General features: G+C 41.6%; 26 protein-coding genes. 23 read left to right on the top strand and 3 right to left on the bottom strand.

Annotation, left to right across the window (positions count from 1 at the left end; all coding sequences use genetic code 11):
- Positions 1-370 precede the first annotated feature (370 nt).
- The 15 genes from HT722_RS05150 to whiA all read left to right on the top strand — a co-directional run bounded on the left by HT722_RS05150 (position 371) and on the right by whiA (position 12,707).
- The gene (locus HT722_RS05150; protein ID WP_173277894.1) at positions 371-1,129 is read left to right on the top strand and encodes a class I SAM-dependent methyltransferase; all 759 of its coding nucleotides are present in this window, start codon (positions 371-373) and stop codon (positions 1,127-1,129) included.
- Between the two features lie 86 nt (positions 1,130-1,215).
- Positions 1,216-1,728, top strand: coding sequence for an adenine phosphoribosyltransferase (locus HT722_RS05145; RefSeq protein ID WP_023933925.1), 513 nt, complete (start codon positions 1,216-1,218; stop codon positions 1,726-1,728).
- 332 nt (positions 1,729-2,060) lie between these two features.
- Positions 2,061-3,005, top strand: coding sequence for a homoserine O-succinyltransferase (gene metA / locus HT722_RS05140; protein WP_057487093.1), 945 nt, complete (start codon positions 2,061-2,063; stop codon positions 3,003-3,005).
- A gap of 8 nt (positions 3,006-3,013) precedes the next feature.
- Positions 3,014-3,691, top strand: coding sequence for a DnaD domain-containing protein (locus HT722_RS05135; RefSeq protein WP_166736352.1), 678 nt, complete (start codon positions 3,014-3,016; stop codon positions 3,689-3,691).
- 97 nt (positions 3,692-3,788) lie between these two features.
- Positions 3,789-4,547: a triose-phosphate isomerase gene (gene tpiA, locus HT722_RS05130; RefSeq protein ID WP_173277892.1), complete on the top strand. Its 759-nt coding sequence runs from the start codon at positions 3,789-3,791 to the stop codon at positions 4,545-4,547.
- A 33-nt stretch (positions 4,548-4,580) separates the two neighbouring features.
- Positions 4,581-6,071: a choline binding-anchored murein hydrolase LytC gene (lytC, locus tag HT722_RS05125; protein ID WP_138702053.1), complete on the top strand. Its 1,491-nt coding sequence runs from the start codon at positions 4,581-4,583 to the stop codon at positions 6,069-6,071.
- Between the two features lie 237 nt (positions 6,072-6,308).
- A complete protein-coding gene (locus HT722_RS05120; protein ID WP_173277890.1) occupies positions 6,309-6,827 on the top strand; it encodes a Dps family protein in 519 nt (172 codons plus the stop codon).
- A gap of 128 nt (positions 6,828-6,955) precedes the next feature.
- Positions 6,956-7,462 carry a dihydrofolate reductase gene (locus tag HT722_RS05115; RefSeq protein WP_173277888.1) on the top strand — a complete coding sequence of 169 codons (507 nt, stop codon included), beginning with the start codon at positions 6,956-6,958 and terminating at the stop codon, positions 7,460-7,462.
- Positions 7,462-7,632, top strand: coding sequence for a hypothetical protein (locus tag HT722_RS05110; protein ID WP_173277886.1), 171 nt, complete (start codon positions 7,462-7,464; stop codon positions 7,630-7,632). Before HT722_RS05115 ends, HT722_RS05110 begins: the two co-directional genes overlap by 1 nt.
- Before the next feature lie 31 nt (positions 7,633-7,663).
- Positions 7,664-8,896 (top strand): ATP-dependent Clp protease ATP-binding subunit ClpX, encoded by a 1,233-nt coding sequence (gene clpX, locus HT722_RS05105; protein ID WP_138031720.1) that lies wholly within the window; start codon positions 7,664-7,666, stop codon positions 8,894-8,896.
- An 8-nt stretch (positions 8,897-8,904) separates the two neighbouring features.
- Positions 8,905-9,492 (top strand): ribosome biogenesis GTP-binding protein YihA/YsxC, encoded by a 588-nt coding sequence (yihA, locus tag HT722_RS05100; RefSeq protein ID WP_000422605.1) that lies wholly within the window; start codon positions 8,905-8,907, stop codon positions 9,490-9,492.
- A 10-nt stretch (positions 9,493-9,502) separates the two neighbouring features.
- The gene (locus tag HT722_RS05095; RefSeq protein WP_061457585.1) at positions 9,503-9,883 is read left to right on the top strand and encodes a RidA family protein; all 381 of its coding nucleotides are present in this window, start codon (positions 9,503-9,505) and stop codon (positions 9,881-9,883) included.
- Positions 9,884-9,934: 51 nt separating this feature from the next.
- On the top strand, positions 9,935-10,825 hold the full coding sequence (gene rapZ, locus HT722_RS05090) for an RNase adapter RapZ (RefSeq protein ID WP_023943686.1): 891 nt from the start codon (positions 9,935-9,937) through the stop codon (positions 10,823-10,825).
- The gene (locus HT722_RS05085; protein ID WP_172929042.1) at positions 10,822-11,799 is read left to right on the top strand and encodes a YvcK family protein; all 978 of its coding nucleotides are present in this window, start codon (positions 10,822-10,824) and stop codon (positions 11,797-11,799) included. Before rapZ ends, HT722_RS05085 begins: the two co-directional genes overlap by 4 nt.
- On the top strand, positions 11,796-12,707 hold the full coding sequence (gene whiA, locus HT722_RS05080; RefSeq protein WP_172929044.1) for a DNA-binding protein WhiA: 912 nt from the start codon (positions 11,796-11,798) through the stop codon (positions 12,705-12,707). The genes HT722_RS05085 and whiA overlap by 4 nt, the downstream gene beginning before the upstream one ends.
- 207 nt (positions 12,708-12,914) lie before the next feature.
- On the opposite strand, the gene HT722_RS05075 is transcribed toward whiA, so the two are convergent.
- Both HT722_RS05075 and HT722_RS05070 read right to left on the bottom strand, forming a co-directional pair.
- Entirely contained in the window at positions 12,915-13,340 is a 426-nt protein-coding gene (locus HT722_RS05075) for a hypothetical protein (RefSeq protein ID WP_226373187.1), read from the bottom strand.
- 699 nt (positions 13,341-14,039) lie between these two features.
- A complete protein-coding gene (locus HT722_RS05070) occupies positions 14,040-15,008 on the bottom strand; it encodes an NAD(P)/FAD-dependent oxidoreductase (protein ID WP_173226792.1) in 969 nt (322 codons plus the stop codon).
- Between the two features lie 135 nt (positions 15,009-15,143).
- Here HT722_RS05070 and cdaA point away from each other — a divergent pair, with 135 nt between their 5' ends.
- The 8 genes from cdaA to HT722_RS05030 all read left to right on the top strand — a co-directional run bounded on the left by cdaA (position 15,144) and on the right by HT722_RS05030 (position 23,435).
- Positions 15,144-16,001, top strand: a complete 858-nt coding sequence (gene cdaA, locus HT722_RS05065; protein ID WP_050089436.1) for a diadenylate cyclase CdaA — start codon at positions 15,144-15,146, stop codon at positions 15,999-16,001.
- Complete coding sequence (locus tag HT722_RS05060; protein WP_084358166.1) at positions 15,988-16,767, top strand: CdaR family protein; 780 nt, start codon at positions 15,988-15,990, stop codon at positions 16,765-16,767. Before cdaA ends, HT722_RS05060 begins: the two co-directional genes overlap by 14 nt.
- Positions 16,768-16,790: 23 nt before the next feature.
- On the top strand, positions 16,791-18,143 hold the full coding sequence (glmM, locus tag HT722_RS05055) for a phosphoglucosamine mutase (RefSeq protein ID WP_173226790.1): 1,353 nt from the start codon (positions 16,791-16,793) through the stop codon (positions 18,141-18,143).
- A 73-nt stretch (positions 18,144-18,216) separates the two neighbouring features.
- The gene (locus HT722_RS05050) at positions 18,217-18,591 is read left to right on the top strand and encodes a DUF1149 family protein (RefSeq protein ID WP_001050088.1); all 375 of its coding nucleotides are present in this window, start codon (positions 18,217-18,219) and stop codon (positions 18,589-18,591) included.
- Between the two features lies 1 nt (position 18,592).
- Positions 18,593-19,441 (top strand): DegV family protein, encoded by an 849-nt coding sequence (locus tag HT722_RS05045; RefSeq protein WP_173226788.1) that lies wholly within the window; start codon positions 18,593-18,595, stop codon positions 19,439-19,441.
- Positions 19,442-19,604: 163 nt separating this feature from the next.
- Positions 19,605-20,372: a 4-hydroxy-tetrahydrodipicolinate reductase gene (gene dapB, locus HT722_RS05040; protein ID WP_173277883.1), complete on the top strand. Its 768-nt coding sequence runs from the start codon at positions 19,605-19,607 to the stop codon at positions 20,370-20,372.
- Entirely contained in the window at positions 20,369-21,571 is a 1,203-nt protein-coding gene (locus tag HT722_RS05035; RefSeq protein WP_345789577.1) for a CCA tRNA nucleotidyltransferase, read from the top strand. The genes dapB and HT722_RS05035 overlap by 4 nt, the downstream gene beginning before the upstream one ends.
- Positions 21,564-23,435, top strand: coding sequence for an ABC-F family ATP-binding cassette domain-containing protein (locus tag HT722_RS05030; RefSeq protein WP_173277881.1), 1,872 nt, complete (start codon positions 21,564-21,566; stop codon positions 23,433-23,435). The genes HT722_RS05035 and HT722_RS05030 overlap by 8 nt, the downstream gene beginning before the upstream one ends.
- 36 nt (positions 23,436-23,471) lie before the next feature.
- Here HT722_RS05030 and mntE read toward each other — a convergent pair whose 3' ends face one another.
- Positions 23,472-24,656 carry a CDF family manganese efflux transporter MntE gene (gene mntE / locus HT722_RS05025; protein WP_173277879.1) on the bottom strand — a complete coding sequence of 395 codons (1,185 nt, stop codon included), beginning with the start codon at positions 24,654-24,656 and terminating at the stop codon, positions 23,472-23,474.
- Positions 24,657-24,887 lie beyond the last annotated feature (231 nt).

Raw genomic sequence — 24,887 nt, 5'->3', positions numbered from 1 at the left:
TTTTGCGTACGACGGGCATTCCGTTCATCTGAAGTGTAAGTCCTCTGTGGGTACTATCTACTAGTGAACCTGTTAGCGATTCTCAGTCTGACGCTGGAAATAAGAATCGGCAGAGGGAGGGACAGAGAAATTGTAGTTCTACGAACAAAAAGGTGGAGGTTCGTAGAGCAGATGAAGATGAGAGCAATTCCAAAGTACAAAAAATAGTCGTAACCTAAATGTGTAAATGATGGGAGGAATTGAATTCGAACTAGGGAGGTAATAATTAATTTATGCTATAGTCTTTTGATTCTAGTTTAGCAAATAATAGATTAGAATTGTCAGATAATATAATTTTATGTTATAATAAAGAAAAAACAGAGGTGTTCAAATGTCAGAAGCAGGTCATAAGTTTTTAGCAAAATTGGGGAAAAAACGCTTACGTCCAGGTGGAAAACGTGCCACAGATTGGTTAATTGCGGAAGGAGGATTTTCAAAAGAAAAGAGAATACTAGAGGTTGCGTGTAATAGGGGAACTACAGCAATTGAGTTGGCACAGCGTTTTGGTTGTAAGATAACTGCTGTTGATATGGATGGACAAGCCTTAGAAGTGGCTAAAAAATCTGCTGAAGCGGCAGGTGTTGCTCATTTAATCAGTTTTGAAAGAGCAAATGCAATGAAACTTCCTTATCAAGATGCTAGTTTTGATATTGTTATAAATGAAGCTATGTTGACTATGCAAGCCGATCAAGCTAAGAAAAAATGTGTAATGGAGTATCTAAGGGTTTTAAAACCTGAAGGTCTTCTTTTGACACATGATGTGCTTCTTAAGGAAGATAAAGAGTCTGTCAGACAGGAATTATCACAAGCAATTCATGTAAATGTAGGTCCTTTGACTCAAGATGGTTGGGAACAGGTGATGATAGAATCAGGTTATTGTGATGTGAAAGTATTGACTGGTGAAATGACCTTAATGAAATTATCAGGTATGATTTATGATGAAGGTTGGCTAGGAACTTTGAAAATTTGTGTAAATGCTTGTAAAAAGGAGAATAGAAAGCAGTTTTTAACGATGTATAAAATGTTTGCTAAGAATAAGCAGAAACTGGGCTTTATTGCGATGGCTAGTTATAAATCGTCAAATCGTTAGATAATTATTGAAGTTAACTTTTCCTTTTTTCTTTCTTAAAAAATATGCTATAATAGAGAGTAAAAAACTTTGAAAGAAAGAAAAAGATGAATTTAAAAGATTACATTGCAACAATTGAAAATTATCCAAAGGAAGGTATTACCTTCCGTGATATCAGTCCTTTGATGGCTGATGGAAATGCTTATAGCTATGCTGTTCGTGAAATTGTTCAGTATGCTACTGACAAGAAAATTGACATGGTTGTAGGGCCTGAGGCTCGTGGTTTTATCGTGGGCTGTCCAGTTGCCTTTGAGTTGGGAATTGGTTTTGCACCTGTTCGTAAGCCAGGTAAATTGCCACGCGAAGTTATTTCTGCTGACTATGAAAAAGAGTACGGTGTTGATACCTTGACTATGCACGCGGATGCCATCAAGCCAGGTCAACGTGTTCTTATCGTAGATGATCTCTTGGCTACAGGTGGAACTGTTAAGGCAACCATCGAGATGATTGAAAAACTTGGTGGTATTGTAGCAGGTTGTGCCTTCCTTGTTGAATTGGATGAATTGAACGGCCGTGAAAAAATCGGTGACTACGATTACAAGGTTCTTATGCATTATTAATGAAAAACAGTCCTTAGGGCTGTTTTCTCTACATTAGGGTATAAAAATAGACTATAGCTAGTTAGAGAAAAACTATAATTGAAAACTATATCTTCTTGCAGTATAATAAAGGGACTAAGTGTTTGAGATTTAGTTTTATACTCAATGAAAATCAAAGAGCAAACTAGGAAACTAGCCGCAGGCTGCTCAAAACACTGTTTTGAGGTTGTGGATAGAACTGACGAAGTCAGTAACATATCTACGGCAAGGCAACGTTGACGAGGTTTGAAGAGATTTTCGAAGAGTTTCAAACATATGCAATGATTCCTGAAAAGTACAGTTAGGAGAGAGTTATGCCGATTCGAATTGATAAAAAACTACCAGCTGTTGAGATTTTACGGACAGAGAATATCTTTGTCATGGATGATCAACGTGCGGCCCACCAAGATATTCGCCCTTTGAAGATTTTAATTTTAAATCTCATGCCACAGAAAATGGTCACAGAGACCCAGTTGTTGCGCCACTTGGCTAATACACCCCTACAACTGGATATTGATTTCCTTTATATGGAGAGCCATCGTTCTAAGACAACTCGTTCAGAGCACATGGAGACCTTTTATAAAACTTTTCCTGAAGTCAAGGATGAGTATTTTGATGGGATGATTATCACGGGTGCTCCAGTTGAGCATTTACCATTTGAGGAAGTGGACTATTGGGAGGAATTTAGCCAGGTGCTTGAGTGGTCCAAGACCCATGTCTATTCGACCCTTCATATCTGTTGGGGTGCTCAGGCGGGACTCTATCTGCGTTATGGGGTTGAAAAATACCAGATGAACAGTAAGTTATCGGGTATCTATCCTCAGGACACCTTAAAGGAAGGTCATCTTCTTTTTAGAGGCTTTGACGATAGCTACGTAGCTCCTCATTCTCGGCATACGGAGATTTCTAAGGAAGAGATTCTGAATAAGACCAATCTCGAGATTTTATCAGAGGGACCTCAGGTTGGGGTTTCGATTTTGGCTAGTCGGGATTTGCGTGAAATTTATAGTTTTGGGCATTTGGAATATGACCGTGATACCTTGGCAAAAGAGTATTTTAGAGATTGTGATGCAGGTTTGGATCCACATATTCCAGAAAATTACTTTAAGGATGATGATGTTAATCAGACCCCTTGTCTTTGTTGGTCTTCATCGGCAGCCCTCTTTTTCAGTAACTGGGTGAACTATGCGGTCTATCAGGAGACGCCTTTTGACTGGAGAAAAATAGAAGATGATGCATCCGCATTTGGGTATTTATAAGAGGAATTATGACATATTTAGACGCTTTTAAATCAGGGAACTTGGTTTTACCGAGTGCCCTTCTCTTGCATTTTAAGGAACTCTTTCCTTCTAGCGACGATTTTCTGGTCTGGCAATTTTTCTATTTGCAAAATACGACAGGTTTGGAAGAAATGTCGCCAAGCCAGATTGCTGAAAGGATTGGCAAGGAAATTTCGGATGTCAACCAGTCCATTTCCAATCTGACGGAGAGGGGACTGCTTCAGTACCGTACTATCGAATTAAATGGCGAAATCGAATTGCTTTTTGATGCTAGTTTGGCTTTGGAACGTTTGGATGACTTGCTTGGAGCTAGTGCTTCGAGTTCAGACCAGTTGACACCTCAGAATCAGCTTAAGGATTTGGTGGAAACCTTCCAGCAGGAGTTGGGACGCTTGTTGACACCTTTTGAGATTGAGGATTTGACTAAGACACTAAAAGAAGATGGAACCAGTGCTGACTTGATTAAGGAAGCTCTTCGTGAAGCTGTTTTGAATGGAAAACCAAACTGGAAGTACATCCAGGCCATTTTGAGAAATTGGCGCCATGAAGGTATCAAGAGTGTGGCTCAAATCGAGGCTAAGCGGGCAGAAAGAGAAGCAAGCAATCCTCAGTTGACACAGGTATCTGCAGATTTCAGAAATGCTATGGATCTCTGGAAGGATTAATCCGTGCAAGCAGGCTTGAAATCCGAGTAAGATTTGCAAGCTGTGTTTAATTGTGATAAAATAAATAGAAAATAAATTGAAAAAAGAGGTATGTGAAATGTCACGTAAACCATTTATCGCTGGTAACTGGAAAATGAACAAAAATCCAGAAGAAGCTAAAGCATTTGTTGAAGCAGTTGCATCAAAGCTTCCTTCATCAGATATTGTTGAAGCAGGTATCGCTGCTCCAGCTCTTGATTTGACAGCTGTTCTTGCTGCTGCCAAAGATTCAAACCTTAAAGTTGCTGCTCAAAATTGCTACTTTGAAAATGCAGGTGCCTTCACTGGTGAAACTAGCCCACAAGTTTTGAAAGAAATCGGTACTGACTACGTTGTTATCGGTCACTCAGAACGCCGTGACTACTTCCATGAAACTGACGAAGATATCAACAAAAAAGCAAAAGCAATCTTTGCAAACGGTATGCTTCCAATCATCTGTTGTGGTGAGTCACTTGAAACTTACGAAGCTGGTAAAGCTGCTGAATTCGTAGGTGCTCAAGTATCTGCTGCATTGGCTGGATTGACTGCTGAACAAGTTGCTGCATCAGTTATCGCTTATGAGCCAATCTGGGCTATCGGTACTGGTAAATCAGCTTCACAAGACGATGCACAAAAAATGTGTAAAGTTGTTCGTGACGTTGTAGCTGCTGACTTCGGTCAAGAAGTTGCGGACAAAGTTCGTGTTCAATACGGTGGTTCTGTTAAACCTGAGAACGTTACTTCATACATGGCTTGTCCAGACGTTGACGGTGCCCTTGTAGGTGGTGCGTCACTTGAAGCTGAAAGCTTCTTGGCTTTGCTTGACTTTGTAAAATAATCAGTAGCAAAAGCTAGGTGGAACAGCATTCAGGTGCCTGTTCCATTTTTTATAGGAGAGGAAAGATTGAAAACAAAAATTGTATGTATAGGGCTAGCAAGTCTCTGCTTACTTGGCGCAAGAGTTTCAGGAATTGCGGCAGATGAAACAAGTGGAAGCACAGTTTCAGAAAAATCTAGTCTATCAACAGGGACTTCATCAACTAGTAGCAATGAACAGAGAAACAGTGTCTCTGCCCACTGGGATGGGGATTATTATGTAAAGGCTGATGGTTCTAAAGCTCAAAGTGAATGGATTTTTGACAACTACTACAAGGCTTGGTTTTATATTAATTCAGATGGTCGTTACACGCAGAATGAATGGCATGGAAATTACTACCTGAAATCAGGTGGCTATATGGCCCAAAACGAGTGGATCTATGACAGTAATTACAAGAGTTGGTTTTATCTTAAGTCAGATGGGGCTTATGCTCATCAAGAATGGCAATTGATTGGAAATAAGTGGTATTACTTCAAGAAGTGGGGTTACATGGCTAAAAGCCAATGGCAAGGAAGTTATTTCTTGAATGGTCAAGGTGCCATGATGCAAAATGAATGGCTTTATGATCCGGCTTATTCTGCTTATTTTTATCTAAAATCCGATGGAACTTATGCCAACCAAGAGTGGCAAAAAGTGGGCGGCAAATGGTACTATTTCAAGAAGTGGGGCTATATGGCGCGGAATGAGTGGCAAGGCAACTACTATTTGACTGGAAGTGGTGCCATGGCGACTGATGAAGTGATTATGGATGGTGCTCGCTATATCTTTGCGGCTTCTGGTGAGCTCAAAGAAAAGAAAGATTTGAATGTCGGCTGGGTTCACAGAGATGGTAAACGCTATTTCTTTAATAATAGAGAAGAGCAAGTGGGAACCGAACATGCTAAGAAAGTTATTGATATTAGTGAGCACAATGGTCGTATCAATGATTGGAAAAAGGTTATTGATGAGAACGAGGTGGATGGTGTCATTGTTCGTCTAGGTTATAGCGGTAAAGAAGACAAGGAATTGGCGCATAACATTAAGGAGTTAAACCGTCTGGGAATTCCTTATGGTGTCTATCTCTATACCTATGCTGAAAATGAGACCGATGCTGAGAATGACGCTGAACAGACCATTGAACTTCTGAAGAAATACAATATGAACTTGTCTTACCCTATCTACTATGATGTTGAGAACTGGGAGTATGTGAATAAAAGTAAGCGTGCTCCGAGTGATACAGGTACTTGGGTTAAGATTATCAACAAGTACATGGAGACGATGAAGCAGGCGGGCTATCAAAATGTGTATGTCTATAGCTATCGTAGTTTATTACAGACGCGTTTAAAACACCCAGATATTTTAAAACATGTAAACTGGGTAGCGGCCTATACCAATGCTTTAGAATGGGAAAATCCTCATTATTCAGGAGAAAAAGGTTGGCAGTATACCTCTTCTGAATACATGAAAGGAATTCGTGGTCGTGTGGACGTCAGCGTTTGGTATTAAGATATAAGTTTGAAAAAGGAGTGTGCAAGAAAATTGCATCCTCTTTTTCTTTATTTTGTCGCAGTTAAGAGATGTGTAAGGGGACTGTGTTTTATTCTAAAGAATTCTTAAATTATCAGTCTATTGCAACTTTTCTCATGTGGGTCATTTGGCTTGCTATTGTCTTTCCTTAGTAGTATACTAAGGTAGTAATCATTAAGAAGTGGTTACAAAAAATAATGAATGAGGTAAAATAAAATGGTAGAATTGAAAAAAGAAGCAGCAAAAGATGTCGCAACATTAACAAAAGCAGCGCCAGTAGCATTGGCAAAAACAAAGGAAGTTTTGAATCAAGCTGTTGCTGATTTGTACGTAGCCCACGTTGCTTTGCACCAAGTACACTGGTATATGCGTGGACGCGGTTTTATGGTATGGCATCCAAAAATGGATGAGTACATGGATGCTCTTGATGGTCATTTAGATGAAATCAGCGAACGATTGATTACACTCGGTGGAAGCCCATTCTCTACATTGACAGAATTCCTTCAAAATAGTGAAATCGAAGAAGAAGCTGGTGAATACCGTAATGTTGAAGAAAGCTTGGAACGTGTTCTAGCTATTTATCGCTACCTCATCACTCTTTTCCAAAAAGCGTTGGATGTGACTGACGAAGAAGGCGATGATGTTACAAACGATATTTTTGTTGGTGCTAAGGCTGAACTTGAGAAAACAGTTTGGATGCTTGCGGCAGAACTTGGACAAGCAACTGGTTTGTAAGAAATAAGGAAACATAGATAAATCTGTAGGAAATTTCTTACAGATTTTTCTATTTTGTAAGCTATTCCAAACCAGTCTTTTTTTGAGTTTTTTGATAGAATAGTACTATCAGTAAAAAGGATGGAAGCATGACTAAGAAAATCGTAGCTATTTGGGCCCAGGATGAAGAGGGTGTGATTGGGAAAGACAATCGTCTGCCTTGGCATTTGCCAGCAGAACTGCAACACTTCAAAGAAACAACCCTGAATCATGCTATCTTGATGGGACGTGTGACCTTTGATGGGATGGGGCGTCGCTTGCTTCCACAACGGAAAACCCTGATTTTGACGCGTAATCCGGAAGAAAAGATAGATGGTGCGGCTACTTTTCAGGATGTCCAGTCTGTCTTGGACTGGTATCAGTGTCAAGACAAGAATCTCTATATTATCGGTGGAAAGCAAATTTTTCAGGCTTTTGAACCCTACCTTGATGAAGTGATTGTGACTCACATTCATGCTCGAGTGGAGGGAGATACCTATTTTCCTGAAGAGTTTGACTTGTCCCTTTTTGAGACAGTTTCAAGCAAATCCTATACCAAAGATGAGAAAAATCCTTATGATTTTACCATCCAATACCGCAAGAGAAAGGAAGTCTAATGGAACGGAGTTTATTTGGTTTATTCACGGCTTTTCTGTGTTTGGTCTGCTTGCTTGCAGGGGCACAGGCTTTTCGTAAAAAGCGTTACGGGCTTTCTATCCTTCTTTGGTTAAATGCCTTTACCAATCTGGTCAATAGTATTCATGCTTTTTACATGACCTTATTTTAGATAGAATGACAGTATAGAATGGAAGGAAATCATGCCTACAACTAGAAAAAATGATATGATGGTTTATTGCTCATTTTGTGGCAAAAACCAAGAAGAAGTACAAAAAATAATCGCTGGCAACAATGCCTTTATTTGTAATGAATGCGTGGAGTTAGCTCAAGAAATTATTCGAGAAGAATTGGTTGAGGAAGTCTTGGCAGACTTGTCTGAAGTGCCAAAACCAATTGAACTTCTCCATATCTTGAACCACTATGTAATCGGTCAAGATCGTGCCAAGCGTGCCTTGGCAGTTGCAGTTTATAACCACTACAAACGTATTAATTTTCACGATACACGCGAAGAGTCAGAAGATGTGGATTTGCAGAAGTCAAACATCTTGATGATTGGCCCAACTGGTTCAGGGAAAACATTCCTTGCTCAGACCTTGGCTAAGAGCTTGAATGTGCCTTTTGCTATTGCAGATGCGACTGCTCTTACTGAGGCTGGTTATGTGGGTGAGGACGTGGAAAATATCCTCCTCAAACTCTTGCAGGCTGCTGACTTTAACATTGAACGTGCAGAGCGTGGCATTATCTATGTGGATGAAATTGACAAGATTGCCAAGAAGAGTGAGAATGTGTCTATCACACGTGATGTTTCTGGTGAAGGGGTGCAACAAGCCCTTCTTAAGATTATAGAGGGAACTGTTGCCAGCGTACCGCCTCAAGGTGGACGTAAACATCCACAACAAGAAATGATTCAAGTAGATACCAAAAATATCCTCTTCATCGTGGGTGGTGCTTTTGATGGCATTGAAGAAATTGTCAAACAACGTCTGGGTGAAAAGGTTATTGGCTTTGGTCAAAACAACAAGGCGATTGACGAAAACAGTTCTTACATGCAAGAAATCATCGCGGAAGATATTCAAAAATTTGGTATTATCCCTGAATTGATTGGACGTTTGCCTGTCTTTGCTGCTCTTGAGCAATTGACGGTCGATGACTTGGTTCGCATCTTGAAAGAGCCAAGAAATGCCTTGGTGAAACAGTACCAAACCTTGCTTTCTTATGATGATGTCGAGTTGGAATTTGACGACGAAGCCCTTCAAGAGATTGCTAATAAAGCTATCGAACGCAAGACAGGGGCGCGTGGTCTTCGCTCGATTATTGAAGAAACCATGCTAGATGTCATGTTTGAAGTACCGAGTCAGGAAAATGTGAAATTGGTCCGCATCACAAAAGAAGCTGTCGATGGAACGGATAAACCAATCCTAGAAACAGCCTAGAGGTGACTATGGAACTGAATACACACAATGCTGAAATCTTGCTCAGTGCGGCGAATAAATCCCACTATCCGCAGGATGAACTGCCAGAGATTGCCCTTGCAGGGCGTTCAAATGTTGGCAAATCTAGCTTTATCAACACCATGCTGAACCGCAAGAACCTAGCCCGAACATCAGGTAAACCTGGTAAAACCCAGTTACTCAACTTCTTTAACATTGATGACAAGATGCGCTTTGTGGATGTGCCTGGTTATGGCTATGCCCGTGTTTCTAAAAAGGAACGTGAAAAGTGGGGGCGCATGATTGAGGAGTACCTAACGACTCGGGAAAATCTTCGTGCAGTGGTCAGTCTAGTTGACCTTCGTCATGACCCGTCAGCAGATGATGTGCAGATGTACGAATTTCTTAAGTATTATGAGATTCCAGTCATCATTGTGGCGACCAAGGCGGACAAGATTCCTCGTGGTAAATGGAATAAGCATGAATCAGCAATCAAAAAGAAATTAAACTTTGACCCAAGTGACGACTTCATCCTCTTTTCATCTGTTAGCAAGGCAGGGATGGATGAGGCTTGGGATGCAATCTTAGAAAAATTGTGAGGAAAAGAAAATGGCAAAAACAATTCATACAGACAAAGCTCCAAAGGCTATCGGACCATATGTTCAAGGAAAAATCGTTGGCAACCTTTTGTTTGCTAGTGGTCAAGTTCCCCTATCTCCTGAAACTGGGGAAATCGTTGGAGAAACAATCCAAGAACAGACAGAACAAGTCTTGAAAAACATCGGTGCTATTTTGGCAGAGGCAGGAACTGACTTTGACCATGTTGTCAAAACAACGTGTTTCTTGAGCGATATGAACGACTTTGTTCCTTTTAACGAGGTTTACCAAACGGCCTTTACAGAGGAATTTCCAGCTCGTTCAGCAGTAGAGGTAGCTCGTCTTCCTCGTGATGTAAAAGTCGAAATTGAAGTCATCGCAGAGATTGGATAAGCTAGTTGAAGTTTGGTGTTGCCAAACTTCTTTTGATATAAGGAGAAACAGATGACAAAGAAACAACTTCACTTGGTGATTGTTACAGGGATGAGTGGGGCAGGCAAAACTGTAGCCATTCAGTCCTTCGAGGATTTAGGTTATTTTACTATTGATAATATGCCGCCAGCCCTCTTGCCTAAGTTTTTGCAGTTGGTGGAAACAAAGGAAGACGACCATAAGTTGGCCTTGGTAGTGGATATGCGTAGCCGTTCTTTCTTCTCAGAGATTCAAGCTGTTTTGGATGAGTTGGAAAACAAGGAAGAACTGGACTTTAAAATTCTCTTTTTGGATGCAGCTGATAAGGAATTGGTCGCGCGTTACAAGGAAACCAGACGGAGTCACCCATTAGCTGCAGATGGTCGGATTTTGGATGGAATCAAGCTGGAACGTGAGCTCTTGGCGCCTTTGAAAAATATGAGCCAAAATGTGGTGGATACGACTGAACTTACTCCTCGTGAGCTGCGTAAAACCCTTGCAGAGCAGTTTTCAGATCAAGAACAAGCCCAGTCTTTCCGTATCGAAGTCATGTCTTTCGGCTTTAAATATGGAATCCCGATTGATGCGGACTTGGTCTTTGATGTCCGATTCTTGCCAAATCCCTACTACCTTCCAGAACTGAGAAACCAAACGGGTGTGGATGAACCAGTGTATGACTATGTCATGAATCATCCTGAGTCAGAAGATTTTTATCAGCATTTGTTGGCCTTGATTGAACCGATTTTGCCAAGTTACCAAAAGGAAGGTAAGTCCGTTTTGACCATTGCCATGGGATGTACGGGTGGACAACACCGTAGTGTGGCCTTTGCCAAACGCTTGGCGCAGGACTTATCCAAGACTTGGCCTGTCAATGAAGGGCATCGCGACAAAGACCGAAGAAAGGAAACGGTAAACCGTTCATGAGAAAACCAAAGATAACGGTGATTGGTGGAGGTACTGGGATCCCCGTCATTCTTAAAAGTCTGCGGGAAAAAGATGTGGAAATCGCGGCTATCGTAACGGTGGCAGATGATGGTGGTTCTTCAGGTGAACTCCGAAAAAATATGCAACAATTGACACCGCCAGGTGATCTTCGTAATGTCCTTGTGGCCATGTCGGATATGCCTAAGTTTTATGAAAAGGTCTTTCAGTATCGCTTTTCTGAAGATGCTGGAGCCTTTGCTGGACATCCATTGGGAAATCTCATTATTGCAGGTCTGTCAGAAATGCAGGGTTCGACCTATAATGCCATGCAGTTGCTGAGCAAATTTTTCCATACGACTGGGAAGATTTATCCTTCCAGTGACCATCCTTTGACCCTGCATGCAGTCTTTCAGGATGGGACAGAAGTGGCTGGAGAGAGTCATATTGCAGACCATCCAGGCATGATTGACCATGTCTATGTGACCAATACCCTCAACGATGATACGCCTCTGGCCAGTCGTCGAGTAGTGCAGACCATTCTTGAAAGTGACATGATTGTCCTAGGGCCTGGCTCTCTCTTTACCTCTATTTTGCCCAATATTGTCATTAAGGAAATTGGGCAGGCGCTTTTGGAAACTAAGGCAGAAATCGCCTATGTCTGCAATATCATGACCCAACGTGGGGAGACAGAACACTTTACAGATAGTGATCATGTGGAGGTCTTGCATCGTCATCTTGGTCGCCCTTTTATCGATACTGTCTTGGTAAATATCGAAAAAGTGCCTCAGGAATACATGAATTCCAACCGGTTTGATGAATACTTGGTGCAGGTGGAACATGATTTTGCAAGTCTTTGTAAGCAAGTTCCGCGCGTGATTTCATCCAACTTCCTCCGTCTGGAAAATGGTGGTGCCTTCCACGATGGGAATTTGATAGTGGATGAGTTGATGCGGATTATACAGGTGAGAAAATGAGTTTCACAGTAGCAGTAAAAGAAGAAATCCTAGGTCAGCACCATCTAAGCCGGCATGAATTATCTGCCATTATCAAGATGTCTGGTAGCATCGGTCTCTCGACCTCGGGCCTGACCTTGTCCGTCGTGACAGAAAATGCCAAACTGGCTCGTCACCTCTATGAGTCCTTTCTCCATTTCTATGAAATCAAATCGGAAATACGTCACCACCAAAGAAGCAATCTCCGCAAGAATCGGGTCTATACCGTTTTTACAGATGAAAAGGTGCAGGATTTGTTAAGTGATTTGCACTTGGCAGACTCCTTCTTTGGTCTGGAAACAGGTATTGATGAGGCGATTTTATCGGATGAGGAAGCAGGTCGTGCCTATCTCTGTGGTGCTTTCTTGGCAAATGGAAGCATTCGTGACCCTGAGTCAGGCAAGTATCAGTTGGAAATCAGTTCTGTTTATCTGGACCACGCGCAAGGGATTGCCTCCCTTCTCCAGCAGTTTTTACTGGATGCCAAGGTGCTTGAACGCAAGAAGGGAGCTGTGACCTATCTCCAGCGTGCCGAAGATATTATGGACTTTCTTATAGTAATCGGAGCCATGAAGGCGCGTGATGATTTTGAGCGGGTTAAGATTTTGCGGGAAACTCGTAACGATCTTAATCGAGCCAATAATGCCGAGACAGCTAATATTGCTCGGACAGTTTCTGCCAGCATGAAGACTATCAACAATATCAGCAAAATCAAAGATATTATAGGCTTAGAAAATCTGCCAGTGGATTTGCAGGAAGTAGCGCAGTTGCGGATTCAGCACCCAGACTACTCTATCCAACAGTTGGCAGATAGCCTCAGCACCCCTCTGACCAAAAGTGGTGTCAACCACAGACTCAGAAAAATAAATAAATTAGCTGATGAACTATAAAACCAGGCTCTTGTTTTGCGAGGTTCTTTTTTGAAATAAAAAGAGGTTGGGCAAAAAGCAATGTCATTAAGTTAAGAAATTTGGCTCTTTAAAATCAAAAACGCATAATATCCGGTGTTGACTTGAACCGTAATACTATGCGTTTTATTGTGAGAAAATTTATTTCATTTTCTCCTGAAATTGAGTTTTTACCCAGTCTCTAATGAGTTATTTCCAAGTGACCAGTTCGCTCCAAACGCTAACATTCGATATAGTAGAGGTTTCACCAGCTGGAACCCATTTGTTGGTGCCTAAGTATCTAACTTCTAGTTTACGAACGTTTACTGTGTAAGATGCTTTTAGTCTAATATAACCATAAGTGTAGGGTGGTACGTTATGGGAGACTGAGTGATTTAAACTAAGTCCAGCTCCAGACTCCGGAGCAGAAAAGCTAACACCTGCACCTACAGTCAGAGTAGCTCCAGCTTTTCCACCATAGGCAGTTGAACTTACAGGACCTGATGTGGTGCTTTTCTTGTAAGAGTGAGAGTATTTAGTTCTATAGTCTGCAACACCAGTTGCATTAGAACGAGTCTGATACGTAGATTTAGACTCTAAATAGGCGTCTCTAAGTTCAGTCGTATAAAATGACAATAACTCTCCTGTGTTGATATCTTTTACAATACGATTAGATACAATTTCATAATTTGTACCAGGATAGACATCAGCAAAAACCGTAGATGTTGTGACTAAGAATAATAGACTTGATAGTAGAGAGAAAAACAATAGTTTCAGTTTAATCATAACAAATTTCCTTTCTTCATGAGTAAAAGATTATTTTTTCAATCCTTTGAAAGTTATAATGCAACCCGAAATAATACTGAGAGTTCCTACAGGTCTCCAATATAGTTGCCAAAAGAATAAATTTATTCTTTCTTTCAGTGTCGCATAGGGTTCGGCATAATAGGGGTTGATGTGAAATAATAAAAAACCAAAACATAAAACTATGATTCCAGTTAAGAATAAAATGTCCTTATTTACTTTCCTCATAAAACCTCCTTTTATTTTATTTAAAGCGCTTTCTATTATTAGTATACGTCAAAAAAAGAAAAAAACAAGTCTATTTATTTATTTTTTTATATGGTATAATAGAATAGTTGGAGAGTTTTTATATAGCTTTAAAAGGCTGATATGAATACTTTGTATAATCTAATGATTCTTCAAAAAATTTCTTATTCAAACAAGAGCAAAGAGAAGGTGGGCTGCATATCAGAAGTTAGATGTATTTCTGTCTAACTTTTGAGGTGTAGTTCATTTTAAAACCACGAATCCTATGTGACTCGTGGTTCTTTTTTATAAACTAGTAGAGTGTTTTGGTTGTACTTTTTGCTCAGGGTCGATGTAGTTGATAGCATTATTGACAGCAGTTGGAGCTTCTCCGAGACCTGTCGCAATCAAGTCAATTTTTCCGTCATAGTAGCAGCAGTCACCGATAGCATAGATACCTGCTTGGCTAGATTCTTGTTTGCTGTTGACGATAATCTTGTGGCGGTTGAGGTCGAGCCCCCAGTTTTTAAGATTACCGACCGAAGATTTGAAACCATAGTTGACAAAGAGGTGGTCTAGGTCAATCGTTTCGGTTTCATCAGATTTGACTTTTGTGATTTCAAGTTTATCGAGTGCTTTTCCATCTCCAAGGAGTTGGCTAGGAACGAATGGTGTCTTGATGGATACAGATGATTCTTGCAGGGCTTGAACACTGTGTTCCAAGGCACGGAAATTATCTCTGCGGTGAACAAGGGTGGTTGGTGCAATTTTTTCAAAAGCCAAAGCCCAATCCACTGCTGAGTCTCCCCCACCAAGAATCGTCACTTTCTTACCAGCGTATTGCTGGATGTTGGAAACGTGGTAATGGATATTTTCATAGCCCTCAACGCCTTCTAGTTCCAAAGGACGTGGTTTGAAGGCACCGCCACCCATAGCGATGATAACTGTTTTAGTCAGGTGACTTCCTTTAGAAGTCGTGATGGTAAATCCTTCTTCTTGTTTTTCAATCTCAAGAACCGTTTCATTAAGATGAATAGGGGTATCGAAGCTGTTTAGCTGTTCAATCAAGCGGTTAGTCAACTCTTCTCCAGTCAGATTTGGGAAGCCTGGGACGTCTAGGATTTCCTTTTCAGGGTAGAGAATAGCAGGTTGTCCACCCAGTTGGGGAAGAGAGTCGATGATTTGAACCTTGGCTTGGCGTAGGTGGGCATAAAAGGCTGCAAAAAGCCCGACAGGACCACCACCTACAATGGTAATATCATAGAGTTGAGACATGGTTTCTCCTTTGTTTTTTCTAGTCAGTTTATTGTATCATATTTTTGCTCAATGTAAAATGGACTAGGATAGGGAAAAAAATGCCAGAAAATGGTATAATAGGACGAAAGTGTTTTGATAGGGAGGATATCAGGGATGAATTTTCAACAATTATCCAATCTGCAATATTGGACCAGTTTGTTTGCAAGTCCATGGACGATAGCTATCAATCTGATTGATATTTTGATTGTTGCTTATATTTTATATCATTTTACAAAAGCTATTGCAGGAACCAAGATTATGATTTTGGTACGTGGAGTTTTGGTGTTTATTTTAGCTCAAATCCTTGCAAATATGATTGGCTTGACTACGATTTCTTGGTTGATCAATCAAATTATTACTTATGGGGTTATTGCGGCGGTTGTTATCTTCTCTCCAGAGATTCGGACTGGTTTGGAACGTTTGGGAAGAGCGACAGATTTCTTTTCCAATGCCCCTATTAGTGCTGAGGAACAGATGATTCGTGCCTTTGTTAAGTCTGTTGAATACATGAGTCCTCGTAAAATCGGGGCCTTGGTTGCTATTCAGCGTGTACGTACCTTGCAGGAGTATATTTCGACAGGAATTCCCTTAGATGCTAAGATTTCTGCAGAACTTCTCATTAACATTTTTATTCCCAACACTCCCCTACATGATGGTGCGGTGATTATCAGAGAAGAACGTATCGCTGTGACGTCTGCCTATCTGCCCTTGACAGAAAGTACAGGAATTTCCAAGGAATTTGGAACCAGACATCGGGCGGCTATTGGTTTATCAGAAGTCTCAGATGCCTTGACTTTTGTCGTATCAGAGGAAACGGGAGGAATTTCGATAACCTATAATGGAAGCTTTAAGCACAACCTAACACTTGATGAATTTGAAACAGAATTACGTGAAATCTTACTTCCAAAAGAGGAAGCAGGTCTTAGTTTTAAAGAACGATTGCTAGGAGGATGGAAACATGAGAAAAAATAGTTTATATATCATATCCTCACTCTTTTTTGCTTGTGTCTTATTTGTCTATGCTACGGCGACGAATTTTCAAAACAGTACCAGTGCTAGGCAGGTAAAAACGGAAACCTATACGAATACAGTAACAAATGTCCCTATTGACATACGCTATAATAGTGATGAGTATTTTATTAGCGGTTTTGCTTCAGAAGTATCAGTGGTCTTGACTGGTGCAAATCGCCTATCGCTAGCTAGTGAAATGCAAGAAAGCACACGTAAATTCAAGGTTACTGCTGACCTAACAGATGCCAGTGTTGGAACGATTGAAGTTCCTTTGAGCATTGAAGATTTACCCAATGGGCTGACCGCTGTGGCGACTCCGCAAAAAATTACAGTCAAGATTGGTAAGAAGGCTCAGAAGAATAAGGTAAAGGTTGTACCAGAGATTGACCCTAGTCAAATTGATAGTCGGGTACAGATTGAAAATGTCACGCTGTCAGATGAAGAAGTGTCGATTACGAGTGACCAAGAGACATTGGATAGAATTGATAAGATTATCGCTGTCTTGCCAACTAGTGAACGGATTACAGGTAATTACAGTGGTTCAGTACCTTTGCAGGCAATCGACCGCAATGGTGTTGTCTTACCAGCAGTTATCACTCCCTTTGATACAATAATGAAGGTGACTACAAAACCAGTAGCACCAAGTTCAAGCACATCAAATTCAACAACAAGCAGTTCATCGGAGACATCTTCGTCAACGAAAGCAACTAGTTCAAAAACGAATTAAAAATAGGAAAAGGATTTTATAAAATGGGTAAATATTTTGGGACTGATGGAGTCCGTGGAGAAGCTAACGTAGAACTTACTCCGGAATTAGCCTTTAAACTAGGACGTTTTGGAGGCTATGTTCTCAGTCAACATGAAACGGAAGCACCGAAAGTCTTTGTAGGACGTGACACACGTATTTCAGGGGAAATGCTAGAATCTGCCCTAGTAGCAGGTCTCCTTTCAGTTGGTATTCACGTATACAAACTAGGTGTTCTGGCAACACCAGCAGTAGCTTACTTGGTAAAAACTGAGGGAGCTAGTGCGGGTGTCATGATTTCTGCTAGCCACAACCCAGCCCTTGATAACGGAATCAAGTTCTTTGGCGGTGATGGCTTCAAACTAGATGATGAAAAGGAAGCAGAAATTGAAGCCTTGCTAGATGCTGCAGAAGACACTCTGCCACGTCCAAGTGCAGAAGGCTTAGGAACCTTGGTAGATTATCCAGAAGGCTTGCGTAAGTATGAAGGCTACCTTGTTTCAACTGGAACTCCTCTTGAAGGAATGAAGGTTGCCTTGGACACAGCAAACGGTGCAGCTTCTACAAGTGCCCGTCAAATCTTTGCAGACCTTGGTGCCCAATTGACGGTTATCGGGGAAACACCAGACGGTCTTAACATCAATCTTAATGTTGGTTCAACTCACCCAGAAGCCCTTCAAGAAGTGGTCAAAGAAAGCGGATCAGCTATTGGTTTGGCCTTTGACGGAGACAGTGACCGTTTGATTGCTGTCGATGAGAATGGGGACATCGTCGATGGTGATAAGATTATGTACATCATCGGGAAATACCTTTCTGAAAAAGGACAATTGGCTCAAAATACAATCGTGACAACTGTTATGTCCAACCTTGGCTTCCACAAGGCCTTGGACCGCGAAGGTATTAACAAGGTAGTAACTGCAGTTGGCGACCGCTACGTTGTTGAAGAAATGAGAAAATCAGGCTACAACCTCGGTGGTGAACAGTCTGGCCACGTGATCTTGATGGATTACAATACAACAGGTGATGGTCAATTATCCGCTGTCCAATTGACTAAAATCATGAAGGAAACTGGTAAGAGCTTGTCAGAGTTGGCAGGAGAAGTAACCATTTACCCACAAAAATTAGTTAATATCCGAGTGGAAAATGCCATGAAGGAAAAGGCTATGGAAGTGCCAGCTATCAAGGTTATCATCGAGAAGATGGAAGCTGAAATGGCGGGGAATGGACGTATCCTTGTTCGCCCAAGTGGAACAGAGCCCCTCTTGCGTGTTATGGCAGAAGCGCCTACAACAGAAGAAGTGGACTACTATGTTGATACCATCGCTGACGTAGTGCGAGCTGAAATCGGGATTGACTAAATCCTAGAAAACTAGATGAAAATAAAAAATTATGGTACAATAGCTTATAATATTGTAGCCGAGGGAGAAAGACATGAATCTTAAACGTGAACAAGAATTTGTTAGTCAGTATCATTTTGATGCGCGTAATTTTGAATGGGAAAATGAAAATGGAGCTCCTGAAACTAAGGTGGATGTGAACTTCCAATTGCTCCAACATGATCAAGAAAATCAAGTGACTTCCTTGATTGTTATCTTGACATTTATGATTGTATTTGATAAGTTTGTCATTAGTGGAACTATTTCACAAGTAAACCATATCGATGGCCGTATTGTCAATGAACCAAGTGAATTGAGCCAAGAAGAAGTGGAAACTTTGGCTCGTCCAAGTTTGAACATGCTTAACCGTTTGACTTACGAAGTAACTGAAATTGCATTAGACTTACCAGGAATCAATTTGGAGTTCTAATATGAAACTAGCTGTTATTACAGATTCCTCTGCCTATCTCAGTGCAGAGACCTTGCAAAGAGAAGACTTGTTTGTCTTGGATATTCCTGTCAATATTGATGGTGAGGAGTATGTCGAAGGTATCAATCTGACTGCTGAGGAATTTTACCAAAAAATGGCTCAGGCTTCTGAATTGCCTAAGACCAGTCAACCAAGCATTGCCAAGTTAGATGAAATCTTAACTTCGCTCAAAGAACAAGGCTATACCCATGCCTTGGGGCTTTTCCTATCTTCTGGAATTTCAGGTTTTTACCAAAATATCCAGTATATGGTGGATGACTATGAAGGTTTAACTATTGCCTTTCCAGACACTTTGATTACAAGTGCTCCTCTGGGTATCATGGTTGAAAGCGTCTTTAACTGGCGAGACCAGGGCGATGATTTTGCCAGCATTCAGGATAAGCTAGCCATTCAAATCAGTCGTACGTCAGCCTTTATCATGGTAGATGATTTGGACCACTTGGTCAAAGGTGGACGTCTTTCAAATGGTGCTGCTATTTTGGGCAATTTGCTTAGCATTAAGCCAATCCTCTATTTCAATGACCAAGGTGTGATTGAAGTTTACGAAAAAGTTCGTACGGAAAAGAAAGCAACCAAGCGCTTAATTGAGATTATCAAGGAAGAAACAGCTTCAGGGCAATATCGTGTCATTGTCATTCATGGGAATGCTCCTGAAAAGGCTGAGGAATTGCGTCAGCACTTGATTGAATCTGGATTGAGTTCAGATGTTTCACTTGCTACATTTGGTAGTGTCATTGGAACCCACCTAGGAGCAGGAAGTATTGCCTTGGGTTATATTCCAGTGATTTAGTTGGCACTTCTAGACTAGTTAAGATGGCTTGTATTTTAGCAATTGAACACGGACTACCTGCCTCTTGAAAAAAGATGCCTGTCTTGCCTTTCGTGGAAAGTCAGCGCCATTCCCTATTTTTCATGGGCAGCCAACGTCCTTTGTATCTTAGACAGGAGTAGAGATGAGTATTCGAGTAATTATTGCTGGTTTTAAGGGAAAGATGGGCCAAGCTGCTTGTCAGATGGTCTTGGCTGATCCAGACTTGGACTTGGTAGCAGTTTTGGATCCTTTTGAGTCTGAGTCAGAATGGCAGGGAATTCCTGTTTTCAAGGATAAGGCTGATTTAGCAGGCTTTGAAGCGGATGTCTGGGTAGATTTTACTACTCCAACTGTTGCCTATGAAAATACACGCTTTGCTCTTGAAAATGGCTTTGTTCCAGTAGTTGGAACAACAGGTTTCACAAGTGAAGAAATTGCAGAGCTAAAAGAATTTTCTCGTGCTCAAGATTTGGGTGGCTTAATTGCTCCAAATTTCGCCTTGGGTGCTGTCTTACTCATGCAATTTGCGACGCAAGCTGCCAAATATTTCCCAAATGTGGAGATTATCGAGCTCCATCATGACAAGAAAAAGGATGCTCCGAGTGGAACAGCTATTAAAACAGCTGAGTTAATGGCAGAAGTTCGAGAGTCCATTCAGCAAGGTGCAGTAGATGAGGAAGAACTGATTGCAGGTGCCCGTGGTGCTGACTTTGATGGCATGCGCATCCACTCAGTTCGTTTGCCAGGTTTGGTAGCCCATCAGGAAGTCATCTTTGGCAATCAAGGAGAAGGATTGACCCTTCGTCATGACTCCTATGATCGCAGCTCCTTCATGACAGGGGTCAATTTGGGAATTAAAGAAGTTGTCAAGCGTCATGAGCTTGTCTATGGATTAGAACACTTATTATGAGATTAACGCAAATGCCTTCTGAATTTCAGAAGGCTTTACCAGTATTAGAAAAAATTAAAGAAGCAGGATTTGAAGCCTATTTTGTTGGGGGTTCTGTTCGAGACGCCCTCCTCAATCGTCCTATCCATGATGTGGATATCGCAACGTCTTCTTATCCAGAAGAGACCAAGCAGATTTTTCCGCGAACAGCCGATATCGGAATCGAGCACGGAACCGTCTTGGTCTTAGATGGAGATGAGGAGTATGAGGTAACCACCTTTCGGACAGAGGATGTCTATGTGGACTATCGCAGACCCAGTGCGGTTTCCTTTGTGCGTTCGCTAGAGGAAGACCTCAAGCGCCGTGATTTCACAGTCAACGCCTTTGCCTTGGACGAGACAGGGGAAATCATTGACTTGTTCTATGGCTTAGAGGATTTGGAAAAGCAAGTCTTGCGAGCAGTTGGAGTGGCTAGTGAGCGTTTCAACGAGGATGCTTTACGGATTATGCGTGGTTTCCGTTTTCAGGCCAGTCTTGGCTTTGAACTTGAGCCAGAAACATTTAAAGCAATGAAGACCTTGACGCCACTTTTGGAAAAAATTTCTGTGGAGCGTACCTTCGTTGAGTTTGATAAACTCTTGCTGGCTCCGTTTTGGAGAAGGGGATTGGTTTCCATGATTGAGAGTCAAGCTTATGACTATCTCCCTGATATGGCAGCTAGCCAGGACAAGCTTAACAGACTGTTTGATTTGGAATATGATTTCACCTTTGAATCCTCTGAACAAGCTTGGGCAGCTCTTTTGTGGACTTTGGAGATTGAAAATGCGCAGCCATTTTTGAAAGCTTGGAAGACCTCACGCCAGTTTGCCAAGCAGGTACAGGATTTGCTGACTATTTTGGCTCTGCGTGAAAAGGGAGAATTGAGCAAGCGCGATTGTTATCGCTTTGACTTGGAGTTGCTTTTACAGGTTGAAAATCTTCGTCAGGCTCAAGGAAAAGAAGTTAACCCGCAAGCCATAACAGAAACCTATCAGAGTTTGACCATTCATGATAAGAAAGAAATCCAAATCAACGGTGGTATTTTAATCAAGGAATATGGTTATCAGCCGGGCCCAGACTTGGGAGAGATTTTAACAGAGATTGAATATGCCATTGTCGATGGAGAATTGGAAAATGACCGACAAGCCATCCATGCTTACTTGAGGGAGAAAAATGAGTGATTTTATCGTTGAAAAACTAAGTAAATCCGTCGGTGACAAGACCGTTTTTAAGGATATTTCCTTTATCATCCATGACCTAGACAGAATCGGTCTGATTGGTGTCAATGGAACGGGCAAGACCACCCTTTTAGATGTTCTTTCTGGTGTTTCTGGCTTTGATGGGGATGTTAGTCCTTTTTCAGCTAAGAATGATTACCAAATTGGTTACTTGACTCAAAATCCTGATTTTGATGATAGTAAGACGGTCTTGGATACGGTTCTATCTAGTGACCTCAAGGAAATCCAGCTCATTCGTGAGTATGAATTGATCATGCTTAACTATAGTGAGGACAAGCAGGCGCGTTTGGAACGTGTCATGGCAGAAATGGACTCTCTCCAAGCTTGGGAAATTGAGAGTCAGGTCAAGACTGTTCTCAGCAAGCTGGGGATTCAGGACTTATCTACTCCTGTTGGGGAATTGTCAGGTGGTCTGAGAAGACGGGTCCAGTTGGCGCAAGTCTTACTTGGCAACAACGACCTCTTGCTTTTGGATGAGCCGACCAACCATCTGGATATTGCGACTATTGAGTGGCTGACCCTCTTTTTGAAAAATTCTAAGAAGACCGTCCTTTTTATCACCCACGATCGTTATTTCCTAGACGCTTTGTCAACTCGGATTTTCGAATTGAATCGCGCAGGCTTGACCGAGTACCAGGGAAATTATCAGGACTATGTTCGCCTTAAGGCGGAACAGGACGAGCGCGATGCGGCTCTTCTCCACAAAAAGGAACAACTTTATAAGCAAGAATTGGTATGGATGCGCAGGCAACCGCAGGCGCGTGCGACCAAGCAGCAGGCTCGTATCAATCGCTTCCATGACTTGAAAAAGGAAGTTTCAGGCAGTAGTGCTGAGACAGACTTGACCATGAACTTTGAAACCAGTCGGATTGGGAAGAAAGTCATCGAGTTTCAGGATGTTTCTTTTGCCTATGAAAACAAGCCCATTTTGCAAGATTTTAATCTCTTGGTGCAGGCTAAAGATCGTATTGGAATTGTTGGGGACAACGGTGTTGGGAAATCAACTCTCCTCAACTTGATTGCAGGCAGTCTTGAGCCAACAGCAGGTCAAGTTGTGATAGGGGAAACTGTTCGCATCGCCTACTTCTCTCAACAAATTGAGGGTTTGGATGAAAGCAAGCGAGTGATCAATTACCTGCAGGAAGTGGCAGAAGAGGTCAAGACCAGCGGTGGTTCTACGACTTCCATTGCAGAATTGCTAGAGCAGTTCCTTTTCCCACGTTCGACGCATGGAACCTTGATTGAGAAATTGTCTGGGGGAGAGAAAAAACGTCTTTATCTCCTCAAATTGCTCTTGGAAAAACCAAATGTTCTTCTCTTGGACGAGCCGACCAATGATTTGGATATTGCAACCTTGACAGTTTTGGAGAATTTCTTGCAAGGCTTTGCGGGACCTGTTTTGACAGTTAGCCACGACCGCTATTTCTTGGATAAGGTAGCGACTAAGATTCTCGCTTTTGAAGATGGCAAGATTCGTCCTTTCTTTGGTCATTACACCGACTATCTTGATGAAAAAACCTTTGAAACAGAGATGGTCAATCAAGTGCAAAAGGCCGAAAAGGAGAAAGTCGTCAAGATTCGAGAAGACAAGAAACGCATGACCTACCAAGAAAAGCAGGAGTGGGCAAGTATTGAAAGCGATATTGAAGCATTGGAAAATCGTATCGTTGCTATTGAAGAGGAGATGCAGGCTAATGGCTCCGACTTTGGTAAGCTAGCTACTCTCCAAAAAGAACTGGATGAGAAAAACGAAGCACTCCTTGAAAAATACGAACGCTATGAATACCTAAGTGAGTTTGATAGCTAGAAGAATAGAAAAATCCCGTCTCATGACAGGATTTCTCTATTCTTTTTTGGTTTCTTGATGAAAGATATTTTGCCAAGTTTCGTGGCGACGCCAGATACTGGTATGGACGATACCATCTAACTCATAGCAGATGAGTTTGGTCTTTTGACTGATGGAAGTGATTTGAATATCCTTGATAGCAGAATTCAAGTCTTTTTCGGCTTTATATGCCTCTTTATCCATCTGCTCTCCGTCTTGACGAATATAGACAAAATCATCAGCCAAGAGTTCTTCCAGTTGATTTCCTTGGTCAATCAATTGCTCGCGCATGAGTAATTTTTTATAGACATTGTCTAAAATTTCATCCTCAGGGATAGGTGCTGGCTCGATATGGACATCGGTATCAAAGACGCCAAAACGTTCTTCCAGCATAGACTCGACCTGATCCGCGATTTCATGACTCTCAAAAACAGACAGGTCAGGGTTCATCTCTAGCGTAATATCCAGGTAGATGTTGCTACCGTAGGTACGACCTCTTTGGGACTTAACCTTGCTGATTTTGGGAATTTCCATGATGGCCTTTTGATAATCCTCAAGCAGACGGTCGTCAAAGCCATCCGAAAGGCTAAAGGAAGACTCGATGAAGATATCATAGGCAGTCTTTAAGATAAAGAAAGTGATGATGATGGCAACCAGTTTATCCACAATGGGATAATCGAAACTACTAGCTAGGATGGCAATGGTCGTACCAAGAGAGGTAACAGCATCAGAAAGATTGTCCTTGGCAGCTGCCTTCAGCGCCTTGGAGTTGGATTTCTTACTGAGGCGAGTATTGTAGAGATAGACCACAAACATAATCGCTGCAGAAATGATTCCTAGAGTTGCACCCAGAGGATCAATGACCGTTTCTTCATGACTGAGAATTTTTTGAATGGTATCCTGAAGTACATCGAAGCCAACATAGAACATGATGATAGAAGTAATCAAGCTTGCCAAATCTTCAATCTTCCAATGACCAAAACGGTGGTCACGGTCTGCAGGCTGGCGCGCCATCCGAATGCCAATCAAGAGGGCCACATTTCCAATGATGTCCGAGACGTTATTAAAACCATCGGCCACCAAACTGGATGAATGAAGGAGGTGACCAGTTGCTAATTTGGCTGCAGACAAGATCAAATAGGTTGAAATGCTGATAATGGCCCCACGCTCAGCCAACTTGAGATTTGAAATAGATTGCTTCATTCAACTTCCTTTCTAGTCACATAGCATTCTACCATTATACTGGTTTTCAAGGGAAAATTCAAACAAGGCAGTTTTACTCTTTGAAAACTTTTCAAAATTTGGTATAATAGTACTACTCAAGGGAGTAGCTGGCAGAAACCTGTGATAGTGTCGTCATTCCGAATTTTATACTGAAAAGTATGCTTTCCGGCACTATCTTAAACAGCGAGACTTGTTATGATTAACAGGTCT

Source organism: Streptococcus sp. 53 (genome assembly GCF_013276565.1).
GTDB lineage: Bacteria > Bacillota > Bacilli > Lactobacillales > Streptococcaceae > Streptococcus.
This window is presented reverse-complemented; position numbering and strand designations above follow the sequence as displayed.